This window comes from Rhodococcus sp. OK611 (assembly GCF_003050885.1).
Taxonomy (GTDB): Bacteria; Actinomycetota; Actinomycetes; order Mycobacteriales; family Mycobacteriaceae; genus Rhodococcus_G; species Rhodococcus_G oryzae.
In genome coordinates this window covers 203,844-228,986 of record NZ_QAOZ01000010.1, presented here as the reverse complement: position 1 = coordinate 228,986, position 25,143 = coordinate 203,844, and the positions used below count along the sequence as shown (strand labels likewise).

The following is a 25,143-nucleotide window of genomic DNA, read 5'->3' as shown; positions in this document are numbered from 1 at the left end:
AGAGACATTCGGCGCATGTTGAATGTGATCTACTTCATCTCGCCTCAGCGGCCCGGGACGTCATCGCCGGTGCGACGGAGGGGCGCTGGTCATTCACAAAATCTGGACGGCCTGGACGTCTTTCTGTGTCCGCGGTCTGCCGCATAGAGGGGAAATGTATGTCTGACAAGAGCATTCGTCGCGTGGTTGGCGGGGCCGGCGTGCTGGCGTTGTCGGCCGGGTTCGCGGCAACGGTGGGCGTGGGTGTCGCGGGCGCGGCGCCTGCGAGCGTGACGTGGGACGACGGCAGCGAGCGGATCACCCGCACGATCAGCGACACCACCCCCGCCGAGGGCGACATCATCACCTCGACCACCCAGTTCGACAGGACCGGCGGCGTCGTCGAGTACATCTACGAGGTCAAGGACGTCCACCCGACCTGCCTGACCTACGTGGACGGTTCGGCGAAGGTGGACGGCTCGCCGCGCGGCCTGGACAGCCAGGGCGCGGACTTCGCGAAGGTGAAGGGCAGCAGCGTCGAGTGGCCGCTGTACCCGCACATCAGCCCCAACCTGCGGACGTTCGAGTTCTCCTACAAGGTCGGCGCGAACTGTGACCGCACCGTCCCGCTGATGACGACGGTGCATTACGGCGGCTCGCTCGGTTCCGGCACCTACCAGGACAAGGGACCCACGGTCTCGGTGCGGATCAACACCTCCACGACCGCTCTGGCCACGCCGCCCAACGTGCAGGTCGGCCAGTCGGTTCCGCTGAAGGCGACCGTGACCGGTGGTGCCGAGGGCAATCCCGTCGAGTTCTTCGACGGTGCGGTGAAGATCGGTCAGGCCGCGCTCAACGGTGCAGGCGAGGCAACGTTCAACTGGACGCCCGCCACCCGGGGCGCGCACGGCCTGTCCGCGAAGTTCCTGGCGACCCCGCGGGCCGAGGGCTCGCAGTCGCCGGTGCAGACCGTGCAGGTCTCGCAGGCAGATGCGGTGTCCTCGACCGTGCTCGCCCCGATCTCGGGCGCTGAGGTCGGTCGGTCCACCGTGCTGAAGGCGACCGTGTCGCCCACGGGCGCAGGCGGCACCGTGGCGTTCAAGGACGGCGCGGCGACGCTGGCTGACGTGCCGGTCGATACCAATGGCGTGGCCACCTACACGTGGGTGCCGTCCACCGCGGGCAGCCACTCGATCGCCGCGACGTTCTCCGGGCGCTCCGGCGTCACGGGGTCGACCGCCAACGCGACGGTGACCGTCGCGGAGGCGCCTGCGGGTAACACCAACTCGACCACGGTGCTCACCCTGGGTGGCGCTGCCAAGGTCGGCGCGGCGCAGACGATCTCGGCGCAGGTCACTCCCGGCGACGCGGGTGGCACGGTCACGTTCAAGGACGGCGACATCGTCATCGGCACCGCGCTGGTGAACGCGGGCGGCCAGGCCGGCCTCTCGTGGACTCCCGCGAACGAGGGTCAGCGCGTCATCACCGCCGAGTATTCCGGTTCGGGCACCGTGAACGCGTCCGCCGACCAGGAATCCGTCGTGGTGACGGGCACCGGCGGTGGCACCCCCGGCGGCGCAGGCAGCCTTGGATCGATCTTCGGATCCTGATCGGGTTCCGCCGGGCTGTCCCCGGCGGAGCGAGCTGAACACCGGAAGTGGCCCCCGACGATTCGTCGTCGGGGGCCACACCCGTATGGAGCCCCGTCGGCGTCGACCTTCAAACCCCGAGCATCCTGTGCATCAGCTTGATCGTCCGGTCGGTGTAGGGCGGGTAGAAGAACCGGGGATCGGGTTTGAACGGCTTGAGCAGCACAGCCTTTCGGTGGCTGAGGGTCTCGAACCCCCACCTACCGTGGTATCGCCCCATCCCGCTGGCGCCGACGCCGCCGAACGGGAGCTGGGGCACCACCTCCTGGAGGGTGAGGTGATTGACCACCGCCCCGCCCGAGCTGACTTCGGACAGCACCCGACGGCGAGTCCGCGCCGACCTCGTGAAGACATAAGCGGCCAGGGGTTTCGGCCGCGCGTTGACGAATGCGGTCGCCTCGTCCAACGAGTCGACGGCAAGCACCGGCAGGATCGGGCCGAAGACCTCCTCGCGCATGACCGGATCCTCGGGGCTCGGGTCCACCAGCACGGTGGGCTCGACCGTCAGAGTGGCCCGATCGGTACCGCCGCCGAACGCGACTGTGGCCCCGGTGCTCGCGAGGTACCCGGCCAACCTGTCGAACTGGCGCTCGTTGACGATGCGAACGCCCCGCGTAGTTGCCGCAGACCGGAACTCGGTGAGACTGCGGACTATTCGATCGACCAGCTCGTCCCGGACGGCGCGCTCGACCAGCACGTAGTCGGCCGCGATGCAGGACTGGCCCGAGATGAACACCTTCGTCCAGGCGATCCGGCGGGCGGTGACGGCGAGGTTCGCGTCCCGCATGACGATCGCCGGGTTCCTGCCGCCGAGCTCGAGGGTCACCGGGGTCAGGTGCGGCGCGGCCCCGGCCAGGATCTTCCGGCCGATCTCGGTGCCGCCGGTGAAGAACACATGATCGAAGCCCTGGGCGAGCAGGGTCTGGGTGGTACGCCCGTCGCCCTCGACCACGGCGATGGCCTCGGCGTCGAGGTACTTCGGGAGCAGCCGGGCCAGCAGGCGAGACGTCGCCGGGGTCAGCTCCGACGGCTTGACGACAGCGCAGTTCCCCGCCGACACGGCACCGACCAACGGTCCGAGGGTTACCGTCAGCGGAACGTTCCAGGACCCGATGACGAGCACCACCCCCAGCGGCTCGTACTGCACCCATCCCAGCGCGGGCATCTGGTTCAGCGGCAGCGGCCGCGGCCGGGGGCGCATCCACCGGCGCACCCGTTTGCGTGCGTAGGCGGCCTCGCTCTTGGCGGTGAGGATGTCGGACATCCACGTCTCGAAGGCGTCGCGCCCGAGATCCTCGGCGAGGGCCTGTGCGATCTCGCCCTCACGCTCGTCCAGCAATCGCTCGATGCCGCGCAGTTGCTCGATCCGCCACGCCGCGGGCCTGGTGCGGCCCGAGGCGTAGGTCGCGCGCAGCGCCGCGACCACCTCGGGAATCGGGACCGGCGAATGGGTGACTTCGGGTGCTGCGTGCAGATCGCTCTTCATGGCTGCCTCGTCCTTGCGTGCGAAGAAGGCCGGACTCACCACATCGGTTGCGGGAGCGCGGGCGAAACGGCGGAGGCCGCGGTCGAGGCGGGTGCGGACTGCGCGGGAGCCGGTGGTCTCCACGCTGGTCAAGGGGTGCCCGCACGAGCCGTGGCGCGGTTCGTACGTATGCGATTTCGCGAATGTCCTCGCGACCCTTCCATCGGGGCGCGAGGCCCCGAATACATGTGATCAACACTCGTCGCGTGCGGCGTGAGCGTCAAGGCTCGCGATCGCGCATCGTGCCGGATTCAGCACTGGCCTCGAGTCGCCGAGCCGGGCACACTTGGTGATATGGATCACAGGATGACCGACAACGAATTGCGCAAGGCGATCAGGACGTTGCGGGATCGCGCGGACGAGGCTCGCCGCCATGGGGATCCGGAGGATGCCGACACCATCGAGAAGACGATCCGGGACTACCAGGACGAGATGTCCACCAGGCTGTGACGCCTGTGACGGGCGGGACGCGCGCGCCGTAGCTGCGCAGATGCGTTCCGTTCGAGCGCCCGTTCGCGGCCGCTCGGCGCCGTGCGCGACCGGGTCGCGATGACTTGCACAACCGTCCACTTTCTTATGCCAAAACGACGTCGGGCGCGGGACCGGCGTGGTCTACTTCTGCTCGATTCTGTGCACGCCGACGGCTCCGCTGCGGGTGAGTCGGATTCCGTGACGACACAACGTGACGACACAACAGGGCAACCCCAACACGTGTGGGCGCCCTCGTCTTTGGGAGGAAATGCATGTCGGGGAGGTCTGTGCGCCGCACCATTGCGATGGGAGGCGCTTTCGCGGTCACCGCGGGGTTCGCGGTGACGCTGGGAGCGGGTGGCGCGAGTGCCGCGCCCGCGACGATCACATGGGCGGACGGGGGTAAGAACTTCACCCGCACGATCAGCAACGTCGCACCGGCCGAGGGTGAGGTGGTCACGGTGTCCACCACGATCGCCGGGACCGACACCGTCAACTGGTTCGAGGATCACCGCAACACCTGCCTTACCTACAAGAAGGACTCGGCGAAGGTCGCCGGCCTCCCCGTGCCGCTGGCGAGCAACGGTGCGGGCCTGCTCCGGGTCGCGGGCAGCTGGGATGCGTCCACCTCGCCGACCTTCGAGTTCCAGTACGTGATCGGGGCCAACTGCGCCAGGGAGGTGGCTCTGAACACCGGCATCAAGTACGGCGCCGTCGCGTCCTCGGGGGAGAACCTCACCCTCGGTCCGGCGTACGTGGTGACCAAGAACGTCAGCACCACCGTGCTCGAGCCGGTCGGTCCGCTGAAGGCGGGCGTCGAGTCGACGCTGAAGTCCAAGGTGCTCGGCGGCCGCGCGGGCGACCTCGTGAAGTTCTTCTCGGGCACGAACGAGATCGGCTCAGGCGCGCTTGATGCCGCGGGGGCTGCCTCGTTCAAGTGGAAGCCTGCCGCCAACCAGGCCGGTCCGCACGATCTGACCGCGAAGTTCCTCGCGACGCCGTTCGCGACCGAGTCGGTGTCGGCCGTGCAGTCGGTCACCGTCGACCCGGGCGATCAGACGACGCAGACGACGCTCATCATGCCCGCCTCGTCCCCGATCAATGTCGACGTGATCATCGAGGCGCAGGTTTCCCCGTTCCCCGGTGCAGGCACGCTCACCTTCAAGAACGGCCTCACCGTGCTGGGGACCGCGCCGGTCGGTGCCGACGGCAAGGCCAGCGTGACCCAGAACTTCACGGTGCCCGGCAACAAGACGATCACCGCGGTGTTCTCCGGTGCCCCCGGGTTCGCCGGCTCCACCTCCGTCGCCCAGACCCTGAACATCACGGATCCGGGTGCGGCTGACGTCGCGACCACGACCACTCTGAATGTCCCGGCGGTCGCGCAGAAGGGTGTGTACGTGTTCCTGCGGGCCAACGTCGCCCCGAGGGCGAACGGCGGCACCGTCCAGTTCTTCAGCGGCGCGGAGCCGCTCGGCAACCCCGCTGGAGTGAAGGACGGGCAGGCCAGCGTGAGCTACCTGTTCACCACCAGCGGCGTGCGTGACGTCCGCGCGGTGTACTCGGGTGCGCCGGGATACCTCGGTTCGGAGGCGTCCACGACGGTCACCGTCCAGGACGAGCCGGTTCCCGGTGACGGTGGCGGCTCGCTCCCGGCCTTCGGCTCCTGATCGCTGACAGCTGACGGCGCCCCGCCCCGGATCTCCCTGGGCGGGGCGCCGTTGTCGTTAGACTCCGCGTGAGCGACCGGGACGACGTGAGGGAAGGCCATCGTGAAGGACCTGCGGGGGAAGAAATGCCTGATCACCGGGGCTGGTAGCGGGATCGGCCGGGCGACGGCCCTTGCCTCCGCGGCGGAGGGGGCCGAGCTGTTCCTCACCGACATCAACGCAGTCGGCCTGGCCGAGACGGTGGCCATGGCAGGAAGCGCGGTGACCGCCTCGAAGGCGCTGGACGTGTCCGACTACGACGCCGTCACCGTGTGGGCGACGGAGATCGACGATGCGCACGGCGCCATGGACGTGGTGATGAACGTCGCGGGAATCTCCGCCTGGGGCACCGTGGAGAACCTCGAACACCGGCACTGGAAGTCGATGGTCGACGTCAACCTGATGGGGCCCATCCACATCATCGAGAACTTCGTGCCGCCGATGGTGCGCGCCGGCCGCGGCGGGCACCTGGTCAACGTCTCCTCCGCTGCAGGCCTGCTCGCGTTGCCGTGGCACGCCGCCTACAGCGCAAGCAAGTTCGGCCTGCGCGGCGTTTCCGAGGTCCTGCGCTTCGATCTCAAGCGGCACGGCATCGGCGTCAGCCTCGTGGTGCCGGGGGGAGTGAAGACCCCGCTGGTCGGAACCGTACAGATCGCCGGGGTGGACCGGGATGATCCGCGGATTCGAAAGCTGGTGCACCGCTTCGAGAAGCGTGCGGTCTCGCCGGAGAGGGTCGCGGAGTGCATCGTCCGCGGCATCAAGAAGAACCGCTATCTGGTCTACACCTCGAACGACATCCGGTTCGGCTACTGGTGGGCGCGCAAGTTCGCCCCGCCGTACGAGTTCGTGATGCAGAAGGCCAACGACCAGTTCAGCAAGCTCCTGCCGCCGGTCTGAATCGAGTGCCCTCGAGGGTGGGTGGCGATGACCCTTGGGTGCCTATCTGGGGCAACGGTGGTGCCGGAGGCTGGGTGTAGCAGCCAAGCGGCTCGCCGAAACCCCAGGAGGCACCCATTACCCGCAACGTCACTTCCCGCAATGTCATCGCCGCACTCGCCGTGGCCGGGTTCTCGCTCGCCGGTATCGCCACCTTGTCGGCGTGCGGTGACAGCACAGTCGGCACGCCCGTACCGGGCCAGGGACAGAGTGCGCCGCTGCAGGTGGAGCGGGAGAACGCGGTGAATCGCGATGGGGAGCAGCCCGGCCCAGTCGATCCCGGTCCCCAGGACGGCGGTGCCGGGAATCCGGGTTCGTACAGCGCTGATCCGGGCCCCGTCGTCGCTCCGCAGGCCGCTCTGCCTGCCCCGGCTCCGGTCGCGCATCCCGTGCAGCAGCCGGTTGTCGAGCCGGTTGTCGTGCCGCCGGTGGTCGATCCGCCGCGCCCGCCCAAGGGCCCGTTCGAGGGTCCGGGCAAGGTCGGCGATTCCGATGTTCTCGATCCCGGTCAGGCCGAGCCCCCGGCCGACCCGAAGGGGCCCTTCGAGGGACCCGGCCACGTCGGCGATTCCGATGTTCTCGATCCGGGTCAGGCCGCGCCGCCTGCTGGCCCGAAGGAACCCCTCCCCGGTGGTCCCGGTGGCCCCGGCGCACCGGACGTCGGTCCCTGAGATCCGACGGTCCAGGTCGAGCGCTTCGACGCAGCTGGTGTGCCCCCGCTTTCGGCGAGGGCACACTCGCGTGTAGGTGCCCCGAGGGCAGCTATGCAGGCACTGTCGCCGTCGTCAGCATCCCGCTGTGCATCTCGTAGACGCCGTCGACCAGGTCGAGCTGGCTGAGATCGTGGGTGACCATCACGGTCGCCACGTTGCGTTCGTGGCTGAGGGTGGCCAGCAGCGCGACGATCTCGCGGCTGCGGTCCTCGTCCAGCGCCGAGGTCGGCTCGTCGACGAGCAACACCGACGGATCGTTCATCAGGCTGCGCGCGATCGCGACCCGCTGCCGTTGTCCGCCGGAGAGCTGGTGCGGTCGCCGGTCCAGCTGCTTCTCGAGCCCCAACGTGGACAGCAGGTCCCTGGCCCTGGCGCGCTGGCCGCGAACGCTGCCGCCGCCGAGATGGGTGATCATCAGCAGCTGCTCCGTTGCGGTCAGCGAGGCCATCAGGTTGGCCTGCTGGAAGACGAATCCGAGCTGCTGGCGGCGCACGGTCGTGCGGGCCGTCCGGTCCAGGCCGGTGACGTCGGTGCCGTCGATGGTGACGGTGCCCGAGTCGGGGGTGATCAGCAGGCCCGCGACGGCGAGCAGGCTGGATTTGCCCGAGCCGGACGGCCCGGTGATCGCGGCGAGTTGGCCGCGCTCGACCGTGAGGGACACGTCGTCGAGGGCGCGCAGCCGGGTGTCGCCGTCGGGGTAGGTGAGGACCGTGTTCTTCAGTGTGATGCTCATGGATACTCCTGGAGGCGTGGGGTTTACGTGTGCCTGCGGTGCGGTCGGCGGTTACCTGGCCGCGCCGAGCGCGGTCAGCGGGTCGACCTTGACGATGCGGGTCAGGGCCGCCGCGGCGCCGAGCATGCCCAGCGCGATCAGCGCGAAGAACGGGACGAGTGTGCCGGTCACCGTGAGGGTGAACGGGACCGCACTCGCGGCCACCGAGCCGAGCCCGATCGCGGCGAGGGTGCCGAGGCCCGCGCCGAGGGTGAGAACGATCAGCCCCTGACCGAGTGCATCGACGAGCAGGTACCGGGTGGAGGCGCCGACGGCCTTGAGGACCGCCAGGTCCTGGCCGCGCTGGATCGTCCAGATGGTGAAGAAGGCACCGACGACCAACGCGCTGATCGCCAGGAGCATGCCCTGCATCAGCAGCAGCGAGCCGCGCTCGGAGGAGTATGCGCCGATGGCGTTGAGGGCGCCCTTCTCGTCGGTGATGGCGGTACCGGTGAGGGATTCGGCGGCCGCCGCGTCGAAGTCGGAGGAGGTGCGCAGTGCGATGGTCGTGCCCTCGCTGTCACCCGCGGTCGGCAGCAGGCGCCAGTCGGCGAGGTCGAGCCACACCACCGACTGGTGGCTGTAGTACGAGTCGTCGACGAGCGTGCCGATGGTGAACGGGTGTCCTGCGATGTCGACGGTGGTGCCGACGGCCCAGCCGTTGTCGTCCGCGAGCTTCCTGTCGACCGCGATCTCGCCGGTGTGCAGCGGGACGGGCGCGGCGAAGGAGTCGCCCGCGACGCCGAAGCCGCTGGCGCTGACATCGCGACCGTCGGCGGTGATCCGGAGGGGTGCGATGCCGAGGATCGAGGCCTCGTCCACGCCGGGGGTGGAGGCGAGCTGTGCCCGCTGGGCCTCGGTGACCTGGGAGTCGGTGAATGCGACCTTCTGACCCTCGGCGGGCTCGCCGAACGCGAACCGGTCGGCGCCCACGTTCTGGATCGCCGCGATCGACTGGTTCCCGAGCCCGGCCGTGAGGCCGGAGAGCATCACGACCATCAGCGAGATGAGGAAGAGGACCGCGCTCATCAGAGCGAAGCGGCCCTTGGCGAATCGGAGGTCACGAATACTGAGGAACATGGCTTCCAGCCTCGCGAATGAGGGTCGGGTCCGGCATCGCGCAACGGATGGGTACCCGGATCAATCGAAAGTTGGACTTCCCGGATCGCGGCCGGTCAGAGCCCCGGGTGGTGTTAGCGTGGATGAAATGCTGTTGCCCGAATACCGCCACGCCCGCGGCACGACGCCGGTGCTGCGCATCATGCAGTTCGGCGCGCACGGGCTGTTCCTCGTCCTGCTGGCCGTCGGGACCGCCAGGGCGGCCGTCGATGAGCCGGATCCGCTGCCCGCATTCGTGCTCGCCGCGGCGGTGCTGGCCTGGTATCTGCTCGGAGTGTGGTTCGCCCGTCGCGCCGCCGAGACGACGGGCCGCGACTGGTACGGACCGCTGTGGCTGGGCGTCCTGGTGCTCGGCTGGCTCGGGCTGTCCGTGCTCGGTGCCGGCTTCGTGTGGGTCGCGTTCCCGCTGTTCTTCCTGTGCTTCCATCTGCTCTCGACCAGGGTGGCGCTGGCGGCGACGGTCGCGATCACCGCGGTGGTCATCGCCGCCACGCTCTTGCACGGCACCAGCAACACCGTCGCGTCCTTCCTCGGTCCGATCTTCGGTGCGACCGCCGCTGCGGGGATGGCGCTGATCTACCAGCAGTTGCTGCGCGACACCCAGCAGCGTCAGCGCCTGTTGGACGAGCTGACCCGATCCCACGACGAATTGCTCAGCGCGCAGGACGAATTGAACGCGTTGCAACGCGAGGCGGGCGCGGTGGCGGAGCGCGCACGGCTGGCGAGGGACATCCACGACACCCTGGCGCAGGGCTTCTCGTCCATCGTGCTGTTGGCTCGTGCGGGTCAGCGCGGCGATGACCCCAAGGCGGTCCTCGCGCAGATCGCGGAGACCGCCCAGGACAACCTCGCCGAGGCACGCCGGGTGGTCGGGGCGCTGACGCCGTCGGCGCTCGAGGACGCCTCGCTGGAGTCCGCGTTAGGCCGCCAGTTGACGCAGCTGGGCACGCACACCGGGATCGTCGGCCTGCTGCATGTCGAGGGGGATCCGCTGCCGCTGCCGATGGACTTCGATGTGGCGTTGTTGCGCGTGGCGCAGAGCGCGCTGGCCAACGTCCGGCTGCATTCGCAGGCCGAGAACGTCCGGGTGACGCTGAGCTACGACCAGGACGAGGTGCGTCTCGATGTCGTGGACGACGGGGTGGGGTTCGATCCCGCTTCCGTTGTCGATCCGGCCTCGTTCGGACTGCGCGCGATGCGCGACCGGCTCGAGACGCTGGGCGGCTCGCTGGTCGTCGAGTCGGCGCCGGGCGACGGAACTGCCCTGGCGGCAACGCTTCCCGTCTCGGGGGCACAGTCGTGACCGGCCCGCGGCTGCGGCTGTTGCTGGTCGACGATCATCCGGTGGTCCGGGCTGGGTTGCGGGCCCTGCTGTCCTCGCACGAGGGCCTGGACGTGGTGGCGGAGGCGGCCTCGGGCGAGCAGGCGCTCGAATTGGTCGAGACGACACGACCGGACGTGGTGCTGATGGACCTGCGACTCGGCGCGGGAATGGACGGCGCGCAGTCCACCGAGGCGATCATGGCCCGACCCGATCCGCCGCGGGTGGTGGTGCTCACCACCTATGACACCGACGCCGACATCCTGCGCGCGGTCGAGGCCGGTGCGGCCGGGTACCTGCTCAAGGACAGCGATCCGCAGGTGCTGCTGGACGCGGTGTGGGCCGCGTCCAGGGGCGAGACGGTACTCAATCCGGATGTGGCGCAACGGCTGTACCGGCGGATCCGTGAGCCCCGGGTCGACCTGAGCGCCCGCGAGACGGAGATCGTCCGGCTGGTGGCGGACGGGCTTTCGAACCGGGCCATCGCCAAGCAACTGTTCGTCACCGAGGCGACCGTGAAGTCGCATCTGGTGCATGTGTTCTCGAAGCTCGGCGTGGACAGCAGGACGGCCGCCGTTGCCGCGGCGCGCGAGCGCGGCCTGCTGCGCTGAGGCCGTGCGCCGAGCCCGGGTGATCAGCGGCGGAGTCGAACGTCCAGTACCCGGGCACCGGGGCCCGCGGTGGCGAGCCGGTCGTGCGGGTTGGCGAGCGCGCAGCTGTTCATGGACAGGCATCCGCAGCCGATGCAGCCGGTGAGGTTGTCCCGGAGTCGGGTCAGCTGCTCGATGCGCCGGTCCAGGTCGGCGTGCCAGCTCGTCGAGAGCCGTTCCCAGTCGGCCCGGGTCGGGGTCCGTCCCTCGGGCAGCGTGTCGAGCGCCTCCCGGATCTCCGCGAGCGGGATGCCTACCTGCTGGGAGATCCGGATGAAGGCCACCCGGCGCAGGATGTCGCGTGCATAGCGGCGCTGGTTCCCACTTGTCCGGCGGCTCTCTATGAGCCCCTCACGCTCATAGAAATGCAACGCGGACACCGCCACCCCGCTGCGCTCGGACAGCTGCCCCGGGGTGAGTTCCTTGGCCTTCCAGTCCGGCATCTCCACCGGCGCCTCCCCTCGTCGACCTCGACCTTAGTTGAGGGAATCGGGTCAGGCCCCTGATTCGAAGCCCTCGCGGCGCGGCCTGGCGCGCACTACCGTCTAGCCATGGAGCGCAGCGCAGTGGGAAACGAGGGGCCGTCCGTGTTGGGGGCCAACTCCGAGGTGGGCACCCTGCGCACCGTGCTCCTGCACCGCCCCGGTGACGAGCTCAAGCGGCTGACCCCGCGCAACAACGACCAACTGCTGTTCGACGGGTTGCCCTGGGTGGACCGGGCGCAGGAGGAGCACGACGCGTTCGCCGCGCTGCTGCGCTCGCGTGGGGTCGAGGTGCTGCTGTTGTCAGAGGTGCTCACCGAGACCCTGACCGTGAGCGGAGCGGCCCGCATGCAGGGCATCTCGGCGGCAGTCGACCCCCGCCGGCTCGGCCACCCGCTCGCCCAGGAACTCGCCGCGCACCTGCGGTCCGTCGAGCCCGCGGCCCTGGCCACCATCCTGACCGCGGGTATGACGTTCGACGAGCTCCCGCTCGGGCCCGGCGGCGCATCGCTGGTGCGGCGGATGCACCACGGCGGCGACTTCGTGATCGAGCCGCTGCCGAACCTGCTGTTCACCAGGGACTCCTCCTTCTGGATCGGGGACAGGGTCGCGATCACCGCGCTGGCCCTGCCTGCCCGGGTGCGCGAGGCCTCGCTGACCGACCTGATCTACGCGCACCACCCCCGCTTTCTCGGGGTGCGGCGGGCCTATGAGTCGCATACCGCGCCGGTCGAGGGCGGCGACGTGTTGCTGCTCGCGCCGGGTGTGGTGGCCGTGGGGGTGGGAGAGCGGACCACCCCGGCCGGGGCGGAGGCGTTGGCGCGCAGCGTTTTCGAGGACGGCCTCGCACACTCGGTGCTGGTGGTCCCGATCGCCCAGTCGCGAGCGTCGATGCACCTCGACACGGTGTGCACGATGGTCGACGTCGACGCCGTGGTGATGTATCCCGCCATTCAGGACAGTCTGTCCGCGTTCACCATTCACCGTGAGGACGTGGGGGTGAGCATTCGAGGCGCCGAACCGTTCCTGAAGGCCGCGGCCGACGCGATGGGCATCGGCAAGCTCCGGGTGATCGACACCGGGCTCGACAACGTCACTGCCGAACGCGAGCAGTGGGACGACGGCAACAACACTCTCGCACTGGAGCCGGGGGTGGTCGTCGCCTACGAGCGGAACGTCGTGACGAACTCGCGGCTGGAGGCATCGGGGATCGAGGTGCTGCGCATATCCGGGTCCGAGCTCGGCTCGGGCCGGGGCGGCCCGCGGTGCATGTCCTGCCCGGTGTCGCGCGATCTGCTCTGAACCGCCAAAGGTCCGATGCGGCAGGCGAAACCGTCGCCGCCGCACCCCTTCTGTGACCGCGTCACCAATGCGGGATTCGTCGTGTGATCACCCCGATTGTGGCTACCTTCTCGCTTGGACAATTGTCCAACTTGGACGAAGTGTGGAAGGAAGTTATGCGCAAGCTGGTTTCGATGTCGATCGCATCCGTGGCGGTTGCGGGAGGCGTTCTCGCGGGCGCGGGCGTCGCCTTTGCCGGCACCCCGGTGATCACCCACGACGGTGGGTTCCAGGTGGGTACCGCCGGGCTCGCGCCGGGCACCTACGAGTCGACGGGGCCGACAACGCTCGGCGCACCGTGCACCTGGACGCGGCTCTCGCTCACGAACGGGCAGCCGACGGTCATCGAGTACATGCAGACCAACGGCCCGTCGGCGGTCACGCTGCAGGCCACCGACAGCACCTTCGTCACCTACAACTGCGGCGTCTGGACGCCGGAGGAGGTCGCGGTGCCCGAGACCCCGGTCGTCACGGAGCCGGAGCCGGTGGAGAGGAGGAGGACGCGTCGGGCTCGCTCGATCTCGGCTCTATGGATCTGGGATCGGTCGATTTCGGTTCGGTGGGATCGTAGGAATCCAGAAGTGAACGCAGCACGGCCCCGTCGGCGTGAGCCGGCGGGGCCGTGTTCGGATCGGTGTGGCTACAGGATCGTGGCGACCCGCTCGGCCGGCCGGGCGAGCACGGTGCCCTTGGCCGTCACCACGATGGGCCGCTCGATGAGGATCGGGTTCTCCACCATGGCCTCGAGCAGTTCGTCCTCGCTCGCCTCGGCCAGGCCGAGTTCCTTGTAGACCGCTTCCTTCTTGCGGATCGCCTCGCTCGGCTTGAGCCCGGCGTCGTCGAGGAGCTTCCGCAGTCCGTCGCGCGAGGGCGGCGTCTCCAGGTACTTGACGATGGTCGGCTCGATGCCGGCCTCCTCGATCAGCTTCAGAACGGTGCGCGAGGTGCTGCAGCGCTGGTTGTGATAGATAGTCGCGTCGGCCATGACGTCATTGTCCCCGAACCGTTCACCGGCTTTCCAGTGACCGGCGCATCCGGGTGGAGTCGGCGGCGATGGTTCGGGTGGCCAGGTAGATGAACACGGCCGTGAGGACCAACATCAGCGGGATCAGGTACATGGCCGAGTTCAGCCCCTGGCCCGAATACTGTGCAAGCGTGCCGGTGCCGGCCGCGTCGAGGGCCCGCTGAGCGAACCAGTCGGAGATGGCGCCGACCACGACCGGGCCCGAGAATCCACCGAGCAGGTACATGGCCGCGAAGAACAGCGCGGTCGCGGTGGCGCGCAGTCGCGGGACCACCACGTCGTGGATCGCGGGGTAGACGCTGATGTAGAAGCCATAGGCGAGCAGCCAGCCGGCGGCGAAGAGCGCGGTGAAGGCCACGACGCTCCCGCCGTTCTGCATCAGCGCGAGGGCGGTCAGCGGCGCGGCCACCGCGCAGCTGACGACTCCGATGGTGAGCCGCGCGTTCGGTGAGGTGGTCGCCGCGCGGTCCGCCAGTCGCGCGCCCGCCAGCAGGCCGATCAGCCCGGTCAAGCCGACGATGATCCCGGTGACCGCGGCGGCGGGTGTCAGCTTCAGTTCGTACTGGCGCATCAGCAGCGGAACCACGAACGAGTTCACCGCGTACGCGGCGAAGTTGAAGGTCAAGCCCGCGAGGATCAGCCATCGCAGGGTCGGGATCGACAGCAGTCGGCGGATCGGCCGGGTGATCGCGGCGTCGTCCGTGAGCACGGCGCCCGCGGCGGTGTGCTCCGAGCCGCCGCGTTCGGGGTCGCGCATCCGGAACATGACAAGGGCGAGCAGCACACCGGGCACGGCCGCCACGAAGAACGGCGCCCGCCAGGAACCGAAGGCCTCCGTGATCTTGCCGACGGTGAAGTACGCCAGCATGAGTCCGACCGGGAGTCCGAGCATGAAGACGCCGAGCGCCCGTGAGCGTCGCTCCGCCGGATACATGTCGCCGATCATCGAATTCGCGGCCGGGGTGAAGCTGGCCTCGCCGACGCCGACACCGAGCCGGGCCAAGATGAAGAGCATGTAGTTGCCCGCGGCGCCGGTCGCCGCGGTCAGTCCGCTCCACAGCAGCAGCCCGGCGCCGATGATCTTCGGCCGGTTGCCGCGGTCTGCGAGTCGGCCGAGCGGCAGCCCCGCCACCGCGTACACCAACGTGAACGCCGACATGATGAGGCCGAGTTGCAAGTCGCTGAGCGAGAACTCGGCCTTGATGGGTTCGGCGACCACCGACGGGATCGCACGGTCGAAGAAGTTGACCAGATTCGCCAGGAACAGGGCGATCAGCGCCCCGCTGACGACCTTGGTCGTGGCGGCAGGCAGCGCCGATGGCGCAACCGTTGGTTCGTGCACGGACATGGGGCCTCGCTGGTTCGGTGAGGGTGGGGACGGAAAGTGCACTGCCGCAGGCGGTGCGGTGGGATGGGATGGGGCGCGGCGCTCAGCGCAGCTCGCCGGCGACGTGTGCGCCGATCGCCTGCATGCCGAGCACCGTCGGATGCAGCGGTACCGCGGGCTCCGACGGGACCAGACCCGCATAGTGGGCCTGGGTGGGTCCCGCGCAGATGTCGTGGCCGGAGGTGGCCTGCCTGATGTCGATGAATCGGATGTCGCGGCGGGCCGCCTCGGCCGCCATCGCCTCGTTCGCGTCCGCCATCACACTCTGCAGGTAGTCGGCGTCCTGCGGCCAGATCGGCTGCTGCGCAGGGCATCCGCCCGGTCGGAGGTAGGTTCCGTACCCGACCACCGCGATCTCGGCGTGGGGTGCGCGTTCGCGGATCTTGTCGAGCATCGCGCCCCAGGTCGGGGCCCAGTCGCGGATCAGGTCCCGCTGCTGGTTGCGCCCACCCGCGGTGAACTTGTCGCGGCAGGAGGTGCCGGTCGGTTGCGGCAGCGGGTTGGTGCAGCTGAGGGCAGTGCTGAAGAGGTTGAAGTCGTTCGCTCCGATGGTGACCGTGACGAGGTCGGTGTCGGGACCGAGCGCATCGAGCTGCGGGGGCACGGCACCGGCGAACGTGCCCTGCCGCGTGTCGGTGATGTGCGCCGTCCTGGCGGACGAGCAGGTGACGTCGGTGAGGGTGGCGCCGAGGGCCGCGGCGACCACCGCGGGGTAGTTGTCCCGCGACCGCAGGCATCCGGGTGCGCTCATGTCCTGGTCGGGGAGCAGCGGCCCGGCGGCGGCGGAGTCGCCGAGCGCGACGTAGTCGATTGCGCCGGGTTGCAGCGGCGCAGCGCCGGCGCTGCCCGCGGCCGCGGCCGCCAGCAGACACAGTGCGGCGGCGGCCGTGGCTCCCGACCGGGTGGCGCGACGGATCATGTTGGTCACCGAGACTCCTTCTCTCATAGCCCGCCCCCGTGTGATGCGCCCTTTGTGCATCTGAGAGTGGCGTGGATTACATATTGATCGGAAAACTGCTGGTCGCGGTTGTAGATTGCGATCAACTATTCGGAGGTTTTTGTGTCTGGAATCAAAAATGACCCGGACGGGCCCATCACGATCGGCGGTCGGTCGCTGGCGGACCAGCTGGCCCAGCGGACGCACGCGCTGGTCGCGGAGACGGTGCACGCGGTGCGGACCGATGTGCTCTTCTACCGGTCGCTACCCGAGGAAGCCATCCGCATCGACGTCACCGCCATCGTGCGCCGGAACCTGGAACTGTTCATCGCGATGCTGAGGACCGCGGGTGAGCCGACCCCGGGGGAGGTTGCGGAGCTGCGTGATTCCGCCGGCCGCCGTGCGGAGGAACTGGTACCGCTCGCCGAGGTGCTGCACGCGTACCACCTCGGGATCCAGCACTGGTGGGCGGCGATCGCGGAGCTGGCCACCGACGGGGACGGTCCGGCCCTGGCGCGGGCCGGGCGGCAGCTGCACACCTACCTGCTGGCCGCGACGTCCGCGGTGGTGGCCGGATACGGGTCGGACCATGCGACCGCGGGGGAGGACGACGCCGCCAGGCGCGCCCTGCTGATGGCGTTGTCCGCGGGAACCGACCCGGCCGGGACCGCGGATCGGGTCGGTCTGACGCTCGCCCGGCTCTACTGGATCGTCGCGATCCACGTCGATCCGCACCCCGACGAATCCGCGGCGGAGGTGGACACCGCGGTGGCCGAGCGCCGCAAGGTGCGGCGGCTGCAGCGCGAACTCGACAACGTCGGCAGGGACAAGGCGCTGTGCGCGGTGACCAGCAGCGGCGGGACGGCGCTGATCCCCATCGTCGATTCCGATCCCGCCGAGGACAACTGGGAGGACAGCACCCAGTTCGCGCAGCTGCGGCGCAATCTGCTCGATCTCGAACGGGCGATCGGCGCCGCGGTCGTCATCGCGGTCTCCGCCGCGGTGCCGTCCCGGGTACCCGGCGCGTTGCAGGAGGCTCGCGAGGTACTCGAGGTGGCGCGGTGTCACGGGCACCGCGGCGGGCTCTTCCGGCTGCGGGATGTCCCGGTCGAGTATCAGCTGACCAGGCCGAGCGCAGCGCACGCGGTGCTGGCGAATCTGTTGTCCCCGTTGGATGCCCACGAGCCGATCCTGCGCACCCTCGAAGCCTTCGTTGACGCCGGCTACGACCGGGCGGCCGCGGCCGTGGCCCTACACGTCCATCCGAACACGGTGCTCTACCGGCTTCGCAAGCTCTCGACGTTGACCGGGCTGGACGTGTCGTCGCCGCGGGATCTGGTCCGCGTCACCGCGGCGCTCGCGGCAAGGCGCACGGGCGCCGGGCGGACCTGAACGGCAGTCGTTGGCGCATTCGGCGGCGCGACGGGCCGCCGGTGCGTTTGTATGTCGGCATGGACCTGCAGACGATCTCCGACCGCATCGAGATACAGGATCTGTTCACCCGCTATGCGCACGCCGTGGACAGCAAGGACTGGGATCTCTATCGCACCGTGTTCACCCCGGACGCGCACATCGACTACTCCACCGCGGGAGGGCCGGTCGGTGACCTGGAGTTCGTCGTCGCGCAGCTCGCGACGATGCTCGACCTGTTCGCGCAGACGCAGCACTTCGTCTCGAACATCGACGTGGAACTCGACGGTGACCGGGCCCGGGTCCGGGCCATGTTCTTCAATCCGATGATCGTCAAGAAGGACAGGCAGTTCTTCTGCGGCGGCTGGTACAACCACGAGCTCGTTCGCACACCCGAGGGCTGGCGCAGTCGCAGCCTTGTCGAGGAGTCGGCGTGGTTCGACGGTGTGGCGGAGGCGTTCGCGGACTGACCGCGGCGTCGCGGGGTTAGCGTTGATCATGCGCATCGACATCGACCCACACTCGTCCACGGCGCCGTATGAGCAGCTGCGGCTGCAGATCCTCGATCGCGTCCGGCGCGGCGAGCTGATCGCGGGCACCAAGCTGCCGACCGTGCGGGCCCTCGCCGAGGAGCTGGGGCTGGCCGCGAACACCGTGGCCCGGGCGTATCGAGAGCTCGAACAGCTCGGGGCGATCGAGACGAGGGGGCGGCTGGGGTCCTTCGTGGCCGCGGTCGGAGACGCCTCGATGGCCGCCGCGCAGCGCGCCGCCACCGACTACGTCGCCACCGTCCGCGGACTCGGCCTCGGCGACGAGACCGCCGAGCGTTTGTTCAAGGCGGCGCTGCGGGGGGCCTGAACGGGTCCCGCGACCGGCGTAATGGTTGACGCTTCAACCATGGTGTGTCAGAGTTGGTGCCGTTCCCGTCCGTCGCGCCGCACACCGAAAAGGACTCCATCATGAAATCCGCCGCATTCCGTGACCTCGCCATCCTCATCGCCCGGGTCGGCATCGGCGTCATCTTCGTCGCCCACGGCTGGCAGAAGTTCTTCACCATGGGGATCGACAAGACGCAGATCGCGTTCGAGGGCATGGGCGCGCCCATGCCGGACCTCTCCGCGATCGTGGCCGCGACCATCGAACTGGTGGGTGGCTTCGCCCTCATCGCGGGGGTCGCCACGCCGATCGCCGGGATCCTGTTGTTCCTCAACATGGTCGGGGCGTTCGCCATCGTGCACTACGACAAGGGCATCTTCGTCGGCGAAGGCGGATACGAGCTGGTACTGGCGCTCGGCGTGGGATCGCTGCTGCTCGCCGCGACCGGCGCCGGACGGTTCAGCGTCGACGGGATTCTCGGCCGCAAATCGTCGGCACGGTCGAGGGCGTAGCGGGACGGAGCCGCTCGGGTAGGTCGTCGTTCCACGCCTGTCGCGCTTGCTTTTGCCGGAGCGGGCAAGCAACGTAGGAGCACATGGCGTCGAATTCCGATCTATCCGAGCAGGATTCCGACCGCACCGACGACGAGATCATCGGTCATGTCTTGACACGCACGAGCGGTGTCCGGACCGACCATGTGGTATTCGGGGTCACCGCCGCGATCGTCGCTGCGATCGTGGTCTGGGGCCTGGTCGGTCCGGACAGCCTCGATTCCGTCACCGGTACCGTGCTCGATTGGCTGGTCACCAACCTGGGCTGGCTGTTCATTCTCGCCGCCACCGGATTCGTGTTGTTCGCCCTGTGGCTGGCACTGAGCAAGTACGGCCGGATCCCGCTCGGGAAGGACGGCGAGAAGCCGGAGTTCAACACCGTCAGCTGGATCGCCATGATGTTCAGTGCGGGAATGGGCATCGGGCTCATGTACTTCGGTGTCGCCGAGCCGCTCGCACATTTCGTGAACCCGCCGCCGGGGACCGACGGGGGCGTCGGCACCGCGATGGCGACCACGATGTTCCACTGGAGCCTGCATCCGTGGTCCACCTACGCGGTGGTGGGGTTGGCGCTCGCCTACGGCACCTACCGGCGCGGTCGCAAGCAGCTCTTCAGCTCCGCGTTCGTCGCGCTGCTCGGGCGTCGCGCGGAGGGGCCGATCGGCAAGGTCATCGATATCCTGGCCATCTTCGCGACCATGTTCGGAACCGCCGCGTCCCTCGGGTTGGGCGCGCTGCAGATCGGCTCGGGCTTCGAGGTCGCGGGCTGGTTGGACGAGGCGGGCACGCTGCTGCTTGTCGCCATCGTCGCCGTGTTGACGCTGGTGTTCGTCGCGTCCGCGGTCTCGGGAGTAGCCAAGGGCATTCAGTGGTTGTCGAACATCAACATGGTGCTGGCGCTGGTGCTCGCGCTGTTCGTATTCGTGCTCGGGCCGACGGTGCTGATCCTCAATCTGATACCCACCGCCCTTGGCGCCTACGCCGCCGAGATCGCGGAGATGTCCGCCCGCACAGCGGCATCGAGCAATCCGGAGACCGCCGAGTGGCTGTCCTCGTGGACGATCTTCTACTGGGCCTGGTGGATCTCGTGGACCCCGTTCGTCGGCATGTTCCTGGCCCGCATCAGCCGCGGCCGCACCATCCGCGAGTTCGTGATCGGCGTGATCTTGGTCCCGAGTCTGGTCAGCCTGTTCTGGTTCTCGGTGTTCGGCGGCGCGGCCATCGGCGAGCAGCGCAGCGGCATCGACCTGGCGGGGCGCGGTAGCTCCGAATCCCAGCTCTTCGGCATGCTGGACAATCTGCCGCTGGCCGGCATCTCGACCGTCCTGGTGATGCTCCTGGTCTCGATCTTCTTCGTCTCCGGCGCGGACGCCGCGTCGATGGTGATGGGAACGCTCTCGCAGCGCGGCACCCTCGACCCCAGCCGCTGGGTCGTGATCTTCTGGGGTCTGGCCACCGGCGGGGTCGCGGCGTTGCTGCTGTGGACGGGCGGCGAGGACGCGCTGCACGGTCTGCAGACGATGACGATCATCGCGGCGGCGCCGTTCGTCCTGGTGATGATCGGCTTGTGTGTCTCGCTCTACCGGGACCTGTGTCACGACCCGATGATCCTGGAGGCGAAGCGGGAGCGGCGGCGGACGCCGCGCCCCCGACGCGGTCCGAGTAGGTCTGTCGGTAACGGTTCCTCGGCCTGATGGGACGGAAACCCGTGAGCAGCACGGGTTTCCGTCTCATCGGACTGCTCAGCGGCTCAAGCCGGCCCTGAGTTCATGCTTGCGGGCCTTGCCGGTCGCAGTCTTGGGCAATTCGTCGACGACGATCACTCGCTTGGGCACCTGGAAACCGGCGAGGTGTTGCTTGGCGTGGGCGATCACCTGGGCTTCGAGCTCGCCGGGTGCGACGGTGGCGTCAGTGGCGACGACCACCGCGCAGACCGCCTCGCCCCAGCGCTCGTCCGGCAGACCGACGACGGAGCACTCCTGGACCCCCGGCGCCGCCGAGACGACACGCTCGACATCCACGGACGAGACGTTCTCGCCGCCGCTCTTGATGATGTCCTTGAGTCGATCGGTGAACCAGACGACCCCGTCCTCGTCGAGATGGCCGACGTCGCCGCTGTGGAACCAGCCGTGCGCGAAGGCCGCCCGATTGGCGTCGGCGTTGTTCCAGTAGCCGCTGCTGACATGCGGTCCCCGGTAGACGATCTCGCCGGTCTCGCCCGCGGGCAGCAGCGCGCCGTCGTTGTCCATGATCTGCACCTCGACGGTCGGGACCGGCGGACCCCACGAGTTCGCCTTGGTGTGGCGGTGCTCCGGCCACTGCAGCACGGTCGCGGGGACCACCTCGGTCTGACCGGACCCGAGGATCACCGCCGCGTTCGGGAACGCCTCGTCGACCTGATCCAGGAGTGCGTCGGGCATGGGGGCCATCGCGTAGATGCACAGCTTGACCGAGGAGAGGTCCCGCGCCGCGGCGGCCTGCGTGCCCACCAGTGCGCGGTACATGATCGGCAGGAACATCACGTGGGTCGCCCGGTGCGCCTCGATGGCGTCGAGCACGGCGCCCGGGTCGAACGGTCCGGGCAGCACCACCGTGCCGCCGATCATCAGGGTCGGCAGGACCAGCGTGTTCAGGCCCGTGGTGTGGAACATCGGCAGCACGTTGACCAGGGTCGCGTGCTCGCCACCCCAGGATGCGCCCTGCATCAACGCGTTGGTCAGGCCCGCCACGAAGACCGCGGTGTGGCTGACCAGAACACCCTTGGGGCGGGACGTGGTGCCGGAGGTGTACAGGCACTGCACCACGTCGCGGTCCTCGACGAGCACCTCGAGCGGACCGGCGGCCGCACGTGACGCGAGATCCTCCCAGGATCGGGTCGCGAGCCCGCCCACCGCAGTGGCCGGTTCCGCGCCGACGAGGACAACGGACTTCACCCCGGTCAGCTCGGGCAGGATCTTCTCGAGGAGCGGGGCGAAGGCGGCATCGGCGACGACGGTGGTGGTGCCGGAGTCGTTCAGGATCCACGCGATGTCCTCGGGCGCGAGCACGACGTTCACCGGCATCGCCACCAGGCCCGCCTTGGCGCAGGCGAAGTAGGTCGCGACGAACTGCCACGAATTGCCCATCAGCATCGCGACCGGTTGCTGGTGGGACAGCCCCGACTCGAGGAGCGAGCGCCCGAAGGACTCCGCTGCGGCGTCGAGTTCGCGGTAGGTGACCGAGCGGCCGCGGTCCGCGATCGCGGTGCGGGAGCCGAACATTCGGGCCGACCGGGTGAGGGCGTCGCCCAGCGAGGTGCGGGTGGCCAGATTGACCTCGAGCGCGGTCAGACCGGACAGATCGGCTTGCATACGTGGCCTCCACTGGACGTCAAGGGACGCGCCACCCGAACGGCTGGGCGCCCACGAGGTTGGTGACTGGGGTCACATTCGGCCCCTTGGGAGGCGACTGTAGGCGCGAACGGAAAAACAATCAAGCATGCTTGATTGAATTCAGCGGGGGCGACCCGAAGTCCGGGTCAGCGCCAGCTCGGCAGCCACAGCTGCTGCTGCCAGGCCTCCGGCGTGATCGGGATCGCGGTGAGAACCGGCCAGAGCCAGATGAAGTTCGCGATCACCAGGCCGAGGTAGAGGCAGACCGCGAGCAGGCCGGTGCCGCGTCGTTCCGCGGAGGCACGGGCCCTGCCGATGATCTCGCCGAGCGCCAGCGCCAGTCCCATCACGAGGAACGGGGCAAGGGCGACGGCGTAGAAGAAGTACATCTGGCGGTCCATGGTGACGAACCACGGCAGCAGTCCGGCGCCGTAGCCGGTGAGCACGGCCGCGTAGCGCCAGTCCTTCGACACCACCGTGCGCCACAGCGCCCACGCGAGCATCGGCAGCGCCAGCCACCAGATAGCCGGGGTGCCGATCAGCATGACCGCCTTGACGCAGCTCGATGCGCCGCACCCGGAGATCTGCTCGCCGTCGGCGAAGTAGTACAGCATCGGGCGCAGCCCCATCGGCCACGACCACGGCTTCGACTCCCACGGGTGATGGTTGCCCGCGGAATTGGTGAGCCCGGAGTGGAATTCGAGCACGTTTCCGCTGTAGTACCAGAGCGAGCGCAGCGCGTCCGGGACGAACGCGAAGTTCCCGCCGAGGCCCACCTTGGTGCCGACGGCGTTCCGGTCGACGCCGGTCTCCGAGGCGAACCACGACCAGTAGCTCGCCAGGTACACCAGCAGCGGGATCACGACCAGCGCGTAGAGCGCCGGCCCCACGTCACGCAGCCCGGCGCCGATCCACGGTCTGCGGACGCCGTAGGCGCGCCGGGCGGCAACGTCGAACGCGACGCTCAGGAGACCGAAGAAGACGATGAAGTACACGCCCGACCACTTGGTGCCGCACGCCAGCCCGAGCAGCACGCCCGCGCCGAATCGCCACCAGCGCACGCCGAGTCGTGGCCCGTACGGGGAGTCGTGGATGCGGCCCTCGACCCACACCAGGGCCATTCGTTCGCGCACCTGGTCCCGGTCGACCACGAGACAGCCGAACGCCGCGACCACGAACACGGCCATGAAGATGTCCAGCATCCCGATCCGCGAGGACACGAACGTGACGCCGTCGGCGATGATCAGCAGCCCGGCGATCGCCCCGACGAGGGTGGAGCGGGCCATTCGGCGAACGATCCGCACCACGAGCAGCACCAGGATGGTGCCCGCGACCGCGGACGCGAACCGCCAGCCCCAGCCGTTGTAGCCGAAGATCGCCTCGCCGACGGCGATCAACTGCTTGCCGATCGGCGGGTGCACCACGAGGCCATAGCCGGGGTTGTCCTCGAGCCAGCCGCCGGTGAGCACCTGCCAGCCCTGGGGCGCATAGTGCTTCTCGTCGAACACCGGGGTGCCCGCGTCGGTGGGGTAGCCGAGCATGACGAAGCGGGTGATCGCCGCCAGCGTGGTGAGGAAGATGGTGACCGCCCAGCCGCGCATCCGGTCGGTGGGGCCGGGATCGAGGGCAGGCGCCGTCGGCGCCGGGCTGACGATGAAGGTGTCGACTGCGGGCGTCGCGCGCTCGTCGGTCAACTGGGTCACGTGCTCGATCGTAGGCTGTGGGACATGAACGGTCGTCTTGTCCTAGCCGCGACACCGATGGGTGAGGTCCGTGACGCCTCCGAACGCCTCAAGGAGGCCCTCGCCACCGCGGACGTCGTCGCGGCGGAGGACACCCGCCGCACCAAGCATCTGGCGTCCGCGCTCGGGGTGGTGATCACCGGCAAGGTGGTCAGTTTCTACGACCAGGTGGAGACGACCCGGCTGCCGGCGTTGGTCGCCGATGTCTCCGAGGGCAAGACGGTGTTGCTGGTGACCGACGCGGGGATGCCGTCGGTCAGCGACCCCGGCTACCGGTTGGTGGCGGCGTGTGTCGAGAAGGACCTGCCGGTGACCTGCCTGCCGGGCCCGTCGGCCGTGACGACCGCGCTGGCGCTGTCCGGACTGCCGGTCGAGCGCTTCTGCTTCGACGGGTTCCCGCCGCGCAAGCAGGGTCAGCGCCGAACCTGGTTGGAGTCGCTTCGCACCGAGCAGCGGGCGTGCGTGTTCTTCGAGGCGCCGCACCGGCTGGCCGCGTGCCTCGCCGACGCGGTCGAGGTGCTCGGCGGGGACCGCCGCGCTGCGGTGTGCCGGGAGCTGACCAAGACCTACGAAGAGGTGCGCCGCGGCACCCTGGCCGAGCTGGCGGAGTGGGCGATCGAGGGGGCACGCGGGGAGATCACCGTCGTGCTGGAGGCCGCGCGACTGGTCGCCGCGGAGCCCGAGGATCTGGTCGGGGAGGTGGAGCGGCTCGTGGAGTCCGGGGCGCGGCTCAAGGACGCATGCGCGATGGTCGCGACCGCCGGGGTGTCCAAGCGTGAAGTCTACGAGGCGGTGCTGGCGGCCCGTCAGGACTGAGTGGGTCCGGCATCGCCGAAGCGTCAGTTCGGCGGTGCGCCCATCAACATGATGAGGCCGACCGCGGCGGCGAGGATGAGTGCTGCGGCGAGAGTCGGTGGAACCGTGGACGCGATCTTGGCGGCGATTCTGCTCATGGTCACTCCGTCGTGTGTGGTCGGCCACGTGCACACCGGCGGGAACAACCCCCCCTCGGGCTGAACAGTTCCCGCCGGTGTGGCGCGGTGATGCAGGGCCCCCCGTGCGTCGAGATCAACTCTTGTCGGTGGCTGGGACCCAACCAAACCCCGCGGCCCGGTATCCGGGTATCGTCCCAGTTCGCAGTGGGTGAGGAACTTTTCCGCAGCGGAATTTCCATGGCA

The 25,143-nt window shown here is 69.0% G+C and carries 24 protein-coding genes; 14 read left to right on the top strand and 10 right to left on the bottom strand.

From position 1 onward, the window contains the following. Positions 1-158: 158 nt before the first annotated feature. The gene (locus tag C8K38_RS14675) at positions 159-1,589 is read left to right on the top strand and encodes an Ig-like domain-containing protein (protein WP_097212242.1); all 1,431 of its coding nucleotides are present in this window, start codon (positions 159-161) and stop codon (positions 1,587-1,589) included. A gap of 109 nt (positions 1,590-1,698) precedes the next feature. Here the strand turns inward: C8K38_RS14675 and C8K38_RS14670 are convergent, their stop codons facing one another. Beyond that, positions 1,699-3,114: an aldehyde dehydrogenase family protein gene (locus C8K38_RS14670; RefSeq protein WP_097212397.1), complete on the bottom strand. Its 1,416-nt coding sequence runs from the start codon at positions 3,112-3,114 to the stop codon at positions 1,699-1,701. Positions 3,115-3,459: 345 nt separating this feature from the next. On the opposite strand from C8K38_RS14670, the gene C8K38_RS27170 reads away from it, so the two are divergent. The 4 genes from C8K38_RS27170 (at position 3,460) to C8K38_RS14655 (ending at position 6,940) form a co-directional block, all read left to right on the top strand. Further along, positions 3,460-3,603, top strand: a complete 144-nt coding sequence (locus C8K38_RS27170) for a hypothetical protein (protein ID WP_179800579.1) — start codon at positions 3,460-3,462, stop codon at positions 3,601-3,603. Positions 3,604-3,911: 308 nt separating this feature from the next. After that, on the top strand, positions 3,912-5,294 hold the full coding sequence (locus tag C8K38_RS14665) for an Ig-like domain-containing protein (protein WP_143548465.1): 1,383 nt from the start codon (positions 3,912-3,914) through the stop codon (positions 5,292-5,294). 102 nt (positions 5,295-5,396) lie between these two features. After that, positions 5,397-6,230, top strand: a complete 834-nt coding sequence (locus tag C8K38_RS14660) for an SDR family oxidoreductase (RefSeq protein ID WP_181320861.1) — start codon at positions 5,397-5,399, stop codon at positions 6,228-6,230. Between the two features lie 281 nt (positions 6,231-6,511). Then, a complete protein-coding gene (locus tag C8K38_RS14655; RefSeq protein WP_257017508.1) occupies positions 6,512-6,940 on the top strand; it encodes a hypothetical protein in 429 nt (142 codons plus the stop codon). A gap of 91 nt (positions 6,941-7,031) precedes the next feature. Here the strand turns inward: C8K38_RS14655 and C8K38_RS14650 are convergent, their stop codons facing one another. After that, complete coding sequence (locus C8K38_RS14650) at positions 7,032-7,715, bottom strand: ABC transporter ATP-binding protein (RefSeq protein ID WP_097212245.1); 684 nt, start codon at positions 7,713-7,715, stop codon at positions 7,032-7,034. Positions 7,716-7,766: 51 nt separating this feature from the next. Then, positions 7,767-8,834, bottom strand: a complete 1,068-nt coding sequence (locus C8K38_RS14645; RefSeq protein WP_097212246.1) for an ABC transporter permease — start codon at positions 8,832-8,834, stop codon at positions 7,767-7,769. Positions 8,835-8,961: 127 nt separating this feature from the next. Between C8K38_RS14645 and C8K38_RS14640 the strand changes: the two genes are divergently transcribed. After that, positions 8,962-10,176 (top strand): sensor histidine kinase, encoded by a 1,215-nt coding sequence (locus C8K38_RS14640; protein WP_257017509.1) that lies wholly within the window; start codon positions 8,962-8,964, stop codon positions 10,174-10,176. Next, on the top strand, positions 10,173-10,805 hold the full coding sequence (locus C8K38_RS14635; RefSeq protein ID WP_169310525.1) for a response regulator: 633 nt from the start codon (positions 10,173-10,175) through the stop codon (positions 10,803-10,805). Before C8K38_RS14640 ends, C8K38_RS14635 begins: the two co-directional genes overlap by 4 nt. Positions 10,806-10,828: 23 nt before the next feature. Here the strand turns inward: C8K38_RS14635 and soxR are convergent, their stop codons facing one another. Beyond that, positions 10,829-11,293: a redox-sensitive transcriptional activator SoxR gene (gene soxR / locus C8K38_RS14630; RefSeq protein ID WP_097212248.1), complete on the bottom strand. Its 465-nt coding sequence runs from the start codon at positions 11,291-11,293 to the stop codon at positions 10,829-10,831. Positions 11,294-11,395: 102 nt separating this feature from the next. Here soxR and C8K38_RS14625 point away from each other — a divergent pair, with 102 nt between their 5' ends. Beyond that, the gene (locus tag C8K38_RS14625) at positions 11,396-12,628 is read left to right on the top strand and encodes an arginine deiminase (RefSeq protein WP_097212249.1); all 1,233 of its coding nucleotides are present in this window, start codon (positions 11,396-11,398) and stop codon (positions 12,626-12,628) included. A 301-nt stretch (positions 12,629-12,929) separates the two neighbouring features. Here C8K38_RS14625 and C8K38_RS27165 read toward each other — a convergent pair whose 3' ends face one another. The 4 genes from C8K38_RS27165 to C8K38_RS14610 all read right to left on the bottom strand — a co-directional run bounded on the left by C8K38_RS27165 (position 12,930) and on the right by C8K38_RS14610 (position 15,997). Continuing rightward, positions 12,930-13,079: a hypothetical protein gene (locus C8K38_RS27165; RefSeq protein ID WP_179800580.1), complete on the bottom strand. Its 150-nt coding sequence runs from the start codon at positions 13,077-13,079 to the stop codon at positions 12,930-12,932. A gap of 228 nt (positions 13,080-13,307) precedes the next feature. Continuing rightward, positions 13,308-13,652 (bottom strand): arsenate reductase (glutaredoxin), encoded by a 345-nt coding sequence (gene arsC / locus C8K38_RS14620; protein WP_097212250.1) that lies wholly within the window; start codon positions 13,650-13,652, stop codon positions 13,308-13,310. A 22-nt stretch (positions 13,653-13,674) separates the two neighbouring features. Further along, positions 13,675-15,039, bottom strand: coding sequence for a spinster family MFS transporter (locus C8K38_RS14615; RefSeq protein ID WP_097212251.1), 1,365 nt, complete (start codon positions 15,037-15,039; stop codon positions 13,675-13,677). An 82-nt stretch (positions 15,040-15,121) separates the two neighbouring features. Beyond that, positions 15,122-15,997 carry an SGNH/GDSL hydrolase family protein gene (locus C8K38_RS14610; RefSeq protein WP_097212399.1) on the bottom strand — a complete coding sequence of 292 codons (876 nt, stop codon included), beginning with the start codon at positions 15,995-15,997 and terminating at the stop codon, positions 15,122-15,124. A 141-nt stretch (positions 15,998-16,138) separates the two neighbouring features. On the opposite strand from C8K38_RS14610, the gene C8K38_RS14605 reads away from it, so the two are divergent. From C8K38_RS14605 to C8K38_RS14585, 5 genes are all read left to right on the top strand, one after another. Then, a complete protein-coding gene (locus C8K38_RS14605; RefSeq protein WP_097212252.1) occupies positions 16,139-17,407 on the top strand; it encodes a PucR family transcriptional regulator in 1,269 nt (422 codons plus the stop codon). 59 nt (positions 17,408-17,466) lie between these two features. After that, the gene (locus C8K38_RS14600) at positions 17,467-17,895 is read left to right on the top strand and encodes a nuclear transport factor 2 family protein (RefSeq protein WP_097212253.1); all 429 of its coding nucleotides are present in this window, start codon (positions 17,467-17,469) and stop codon (positions 17,893-17,895) included. 28 nt (positions 17,896-17,923) lie between these two features. Beyond that, positions 17,924-18,283 carry a GntR family transcriptional regulator gene (locus tag C8K38_RS14595; RefSeq protein ID WP_097212254.1) on the top strand — a complete coding sequence of 120 codons (360 nt, stop codon included), beginning with the start codon at positions 17,924-17,926 and terminating at the stop codon, positions 18,281-18,283. Positions 18,284-18,384: 101 nt separating this feature from the next. Further along, complete coding sequence (locus C8K38_RS14590) at positions 18,385-18,813, top strand: DoxX family protein (RefSeq protein ID WP_097212400.1); 429 nt, start codon at positions 18,385-18,387, stop codon at positions 18,811-18,813. Between the two features lie 83 nt (positions 18,814-18,896). Beyond that, entirely contained in the window at positions 18,897-20,546 is a 1,650-nt protein-coding gene (locus tag C8K38_RS14585) for a BCCT family transporter (RefSeq protein ID WP_097212255.1), read from the top strand. A 48-nt stretch (positions 20,547-20,594) separates the two neighbouring features. Here C8K38_RS14585 and C8K38_RS14580 read toward each other — a convergent pair whose 3' ends face one another. Then, on the bottom strand, positions 20,595-22,202 hold the full coding sequence (locus tag C8K38_RS14580) for a class I adenylate-forming enzyme family protein (protein WP_097212256.1): 1,608 nt from the start codon (positions 22,200-22,202) through the stop codon (positions 20,595-20,597). A 167-nt stretch (positions 22,203-22,369) separates the two neighbouring features. Further along, positions 22,370-23,878 carry a dolichyl-phosphate-mannose--protein mannosyltransferase gene (locus C8K38_RS14575; RefSeq protein ID WP_097212401.1) on the bottom strand — a complete coding sequence of 503 codons (1,509 nt, stop codon included), beginning with the start codon at positions 23,876-23,878 and terminating at the stop codon, positions 22,370-22,372. A gap of 72 nt (positions 23,879-23,950) precedes the next feature. Here C8K38_RS14575 and rsmI point away from each other — a divergent pair, with 72 nt between their 5' ends. Next, positions 23,951-24,781, top strand: a complete 831-nt coding sequence (gene rsmI / locus C8K38_RS14570) for a 16S rRNA (cytidine(1402)-2'-O)-methyltransferase (protein ID WP_097212257.1) — start codon at positions 23,951-23,953, stop codon at positions 24,779-24,781. Positions 24,782-25,143: the final 362 nt, after the last annotated feature.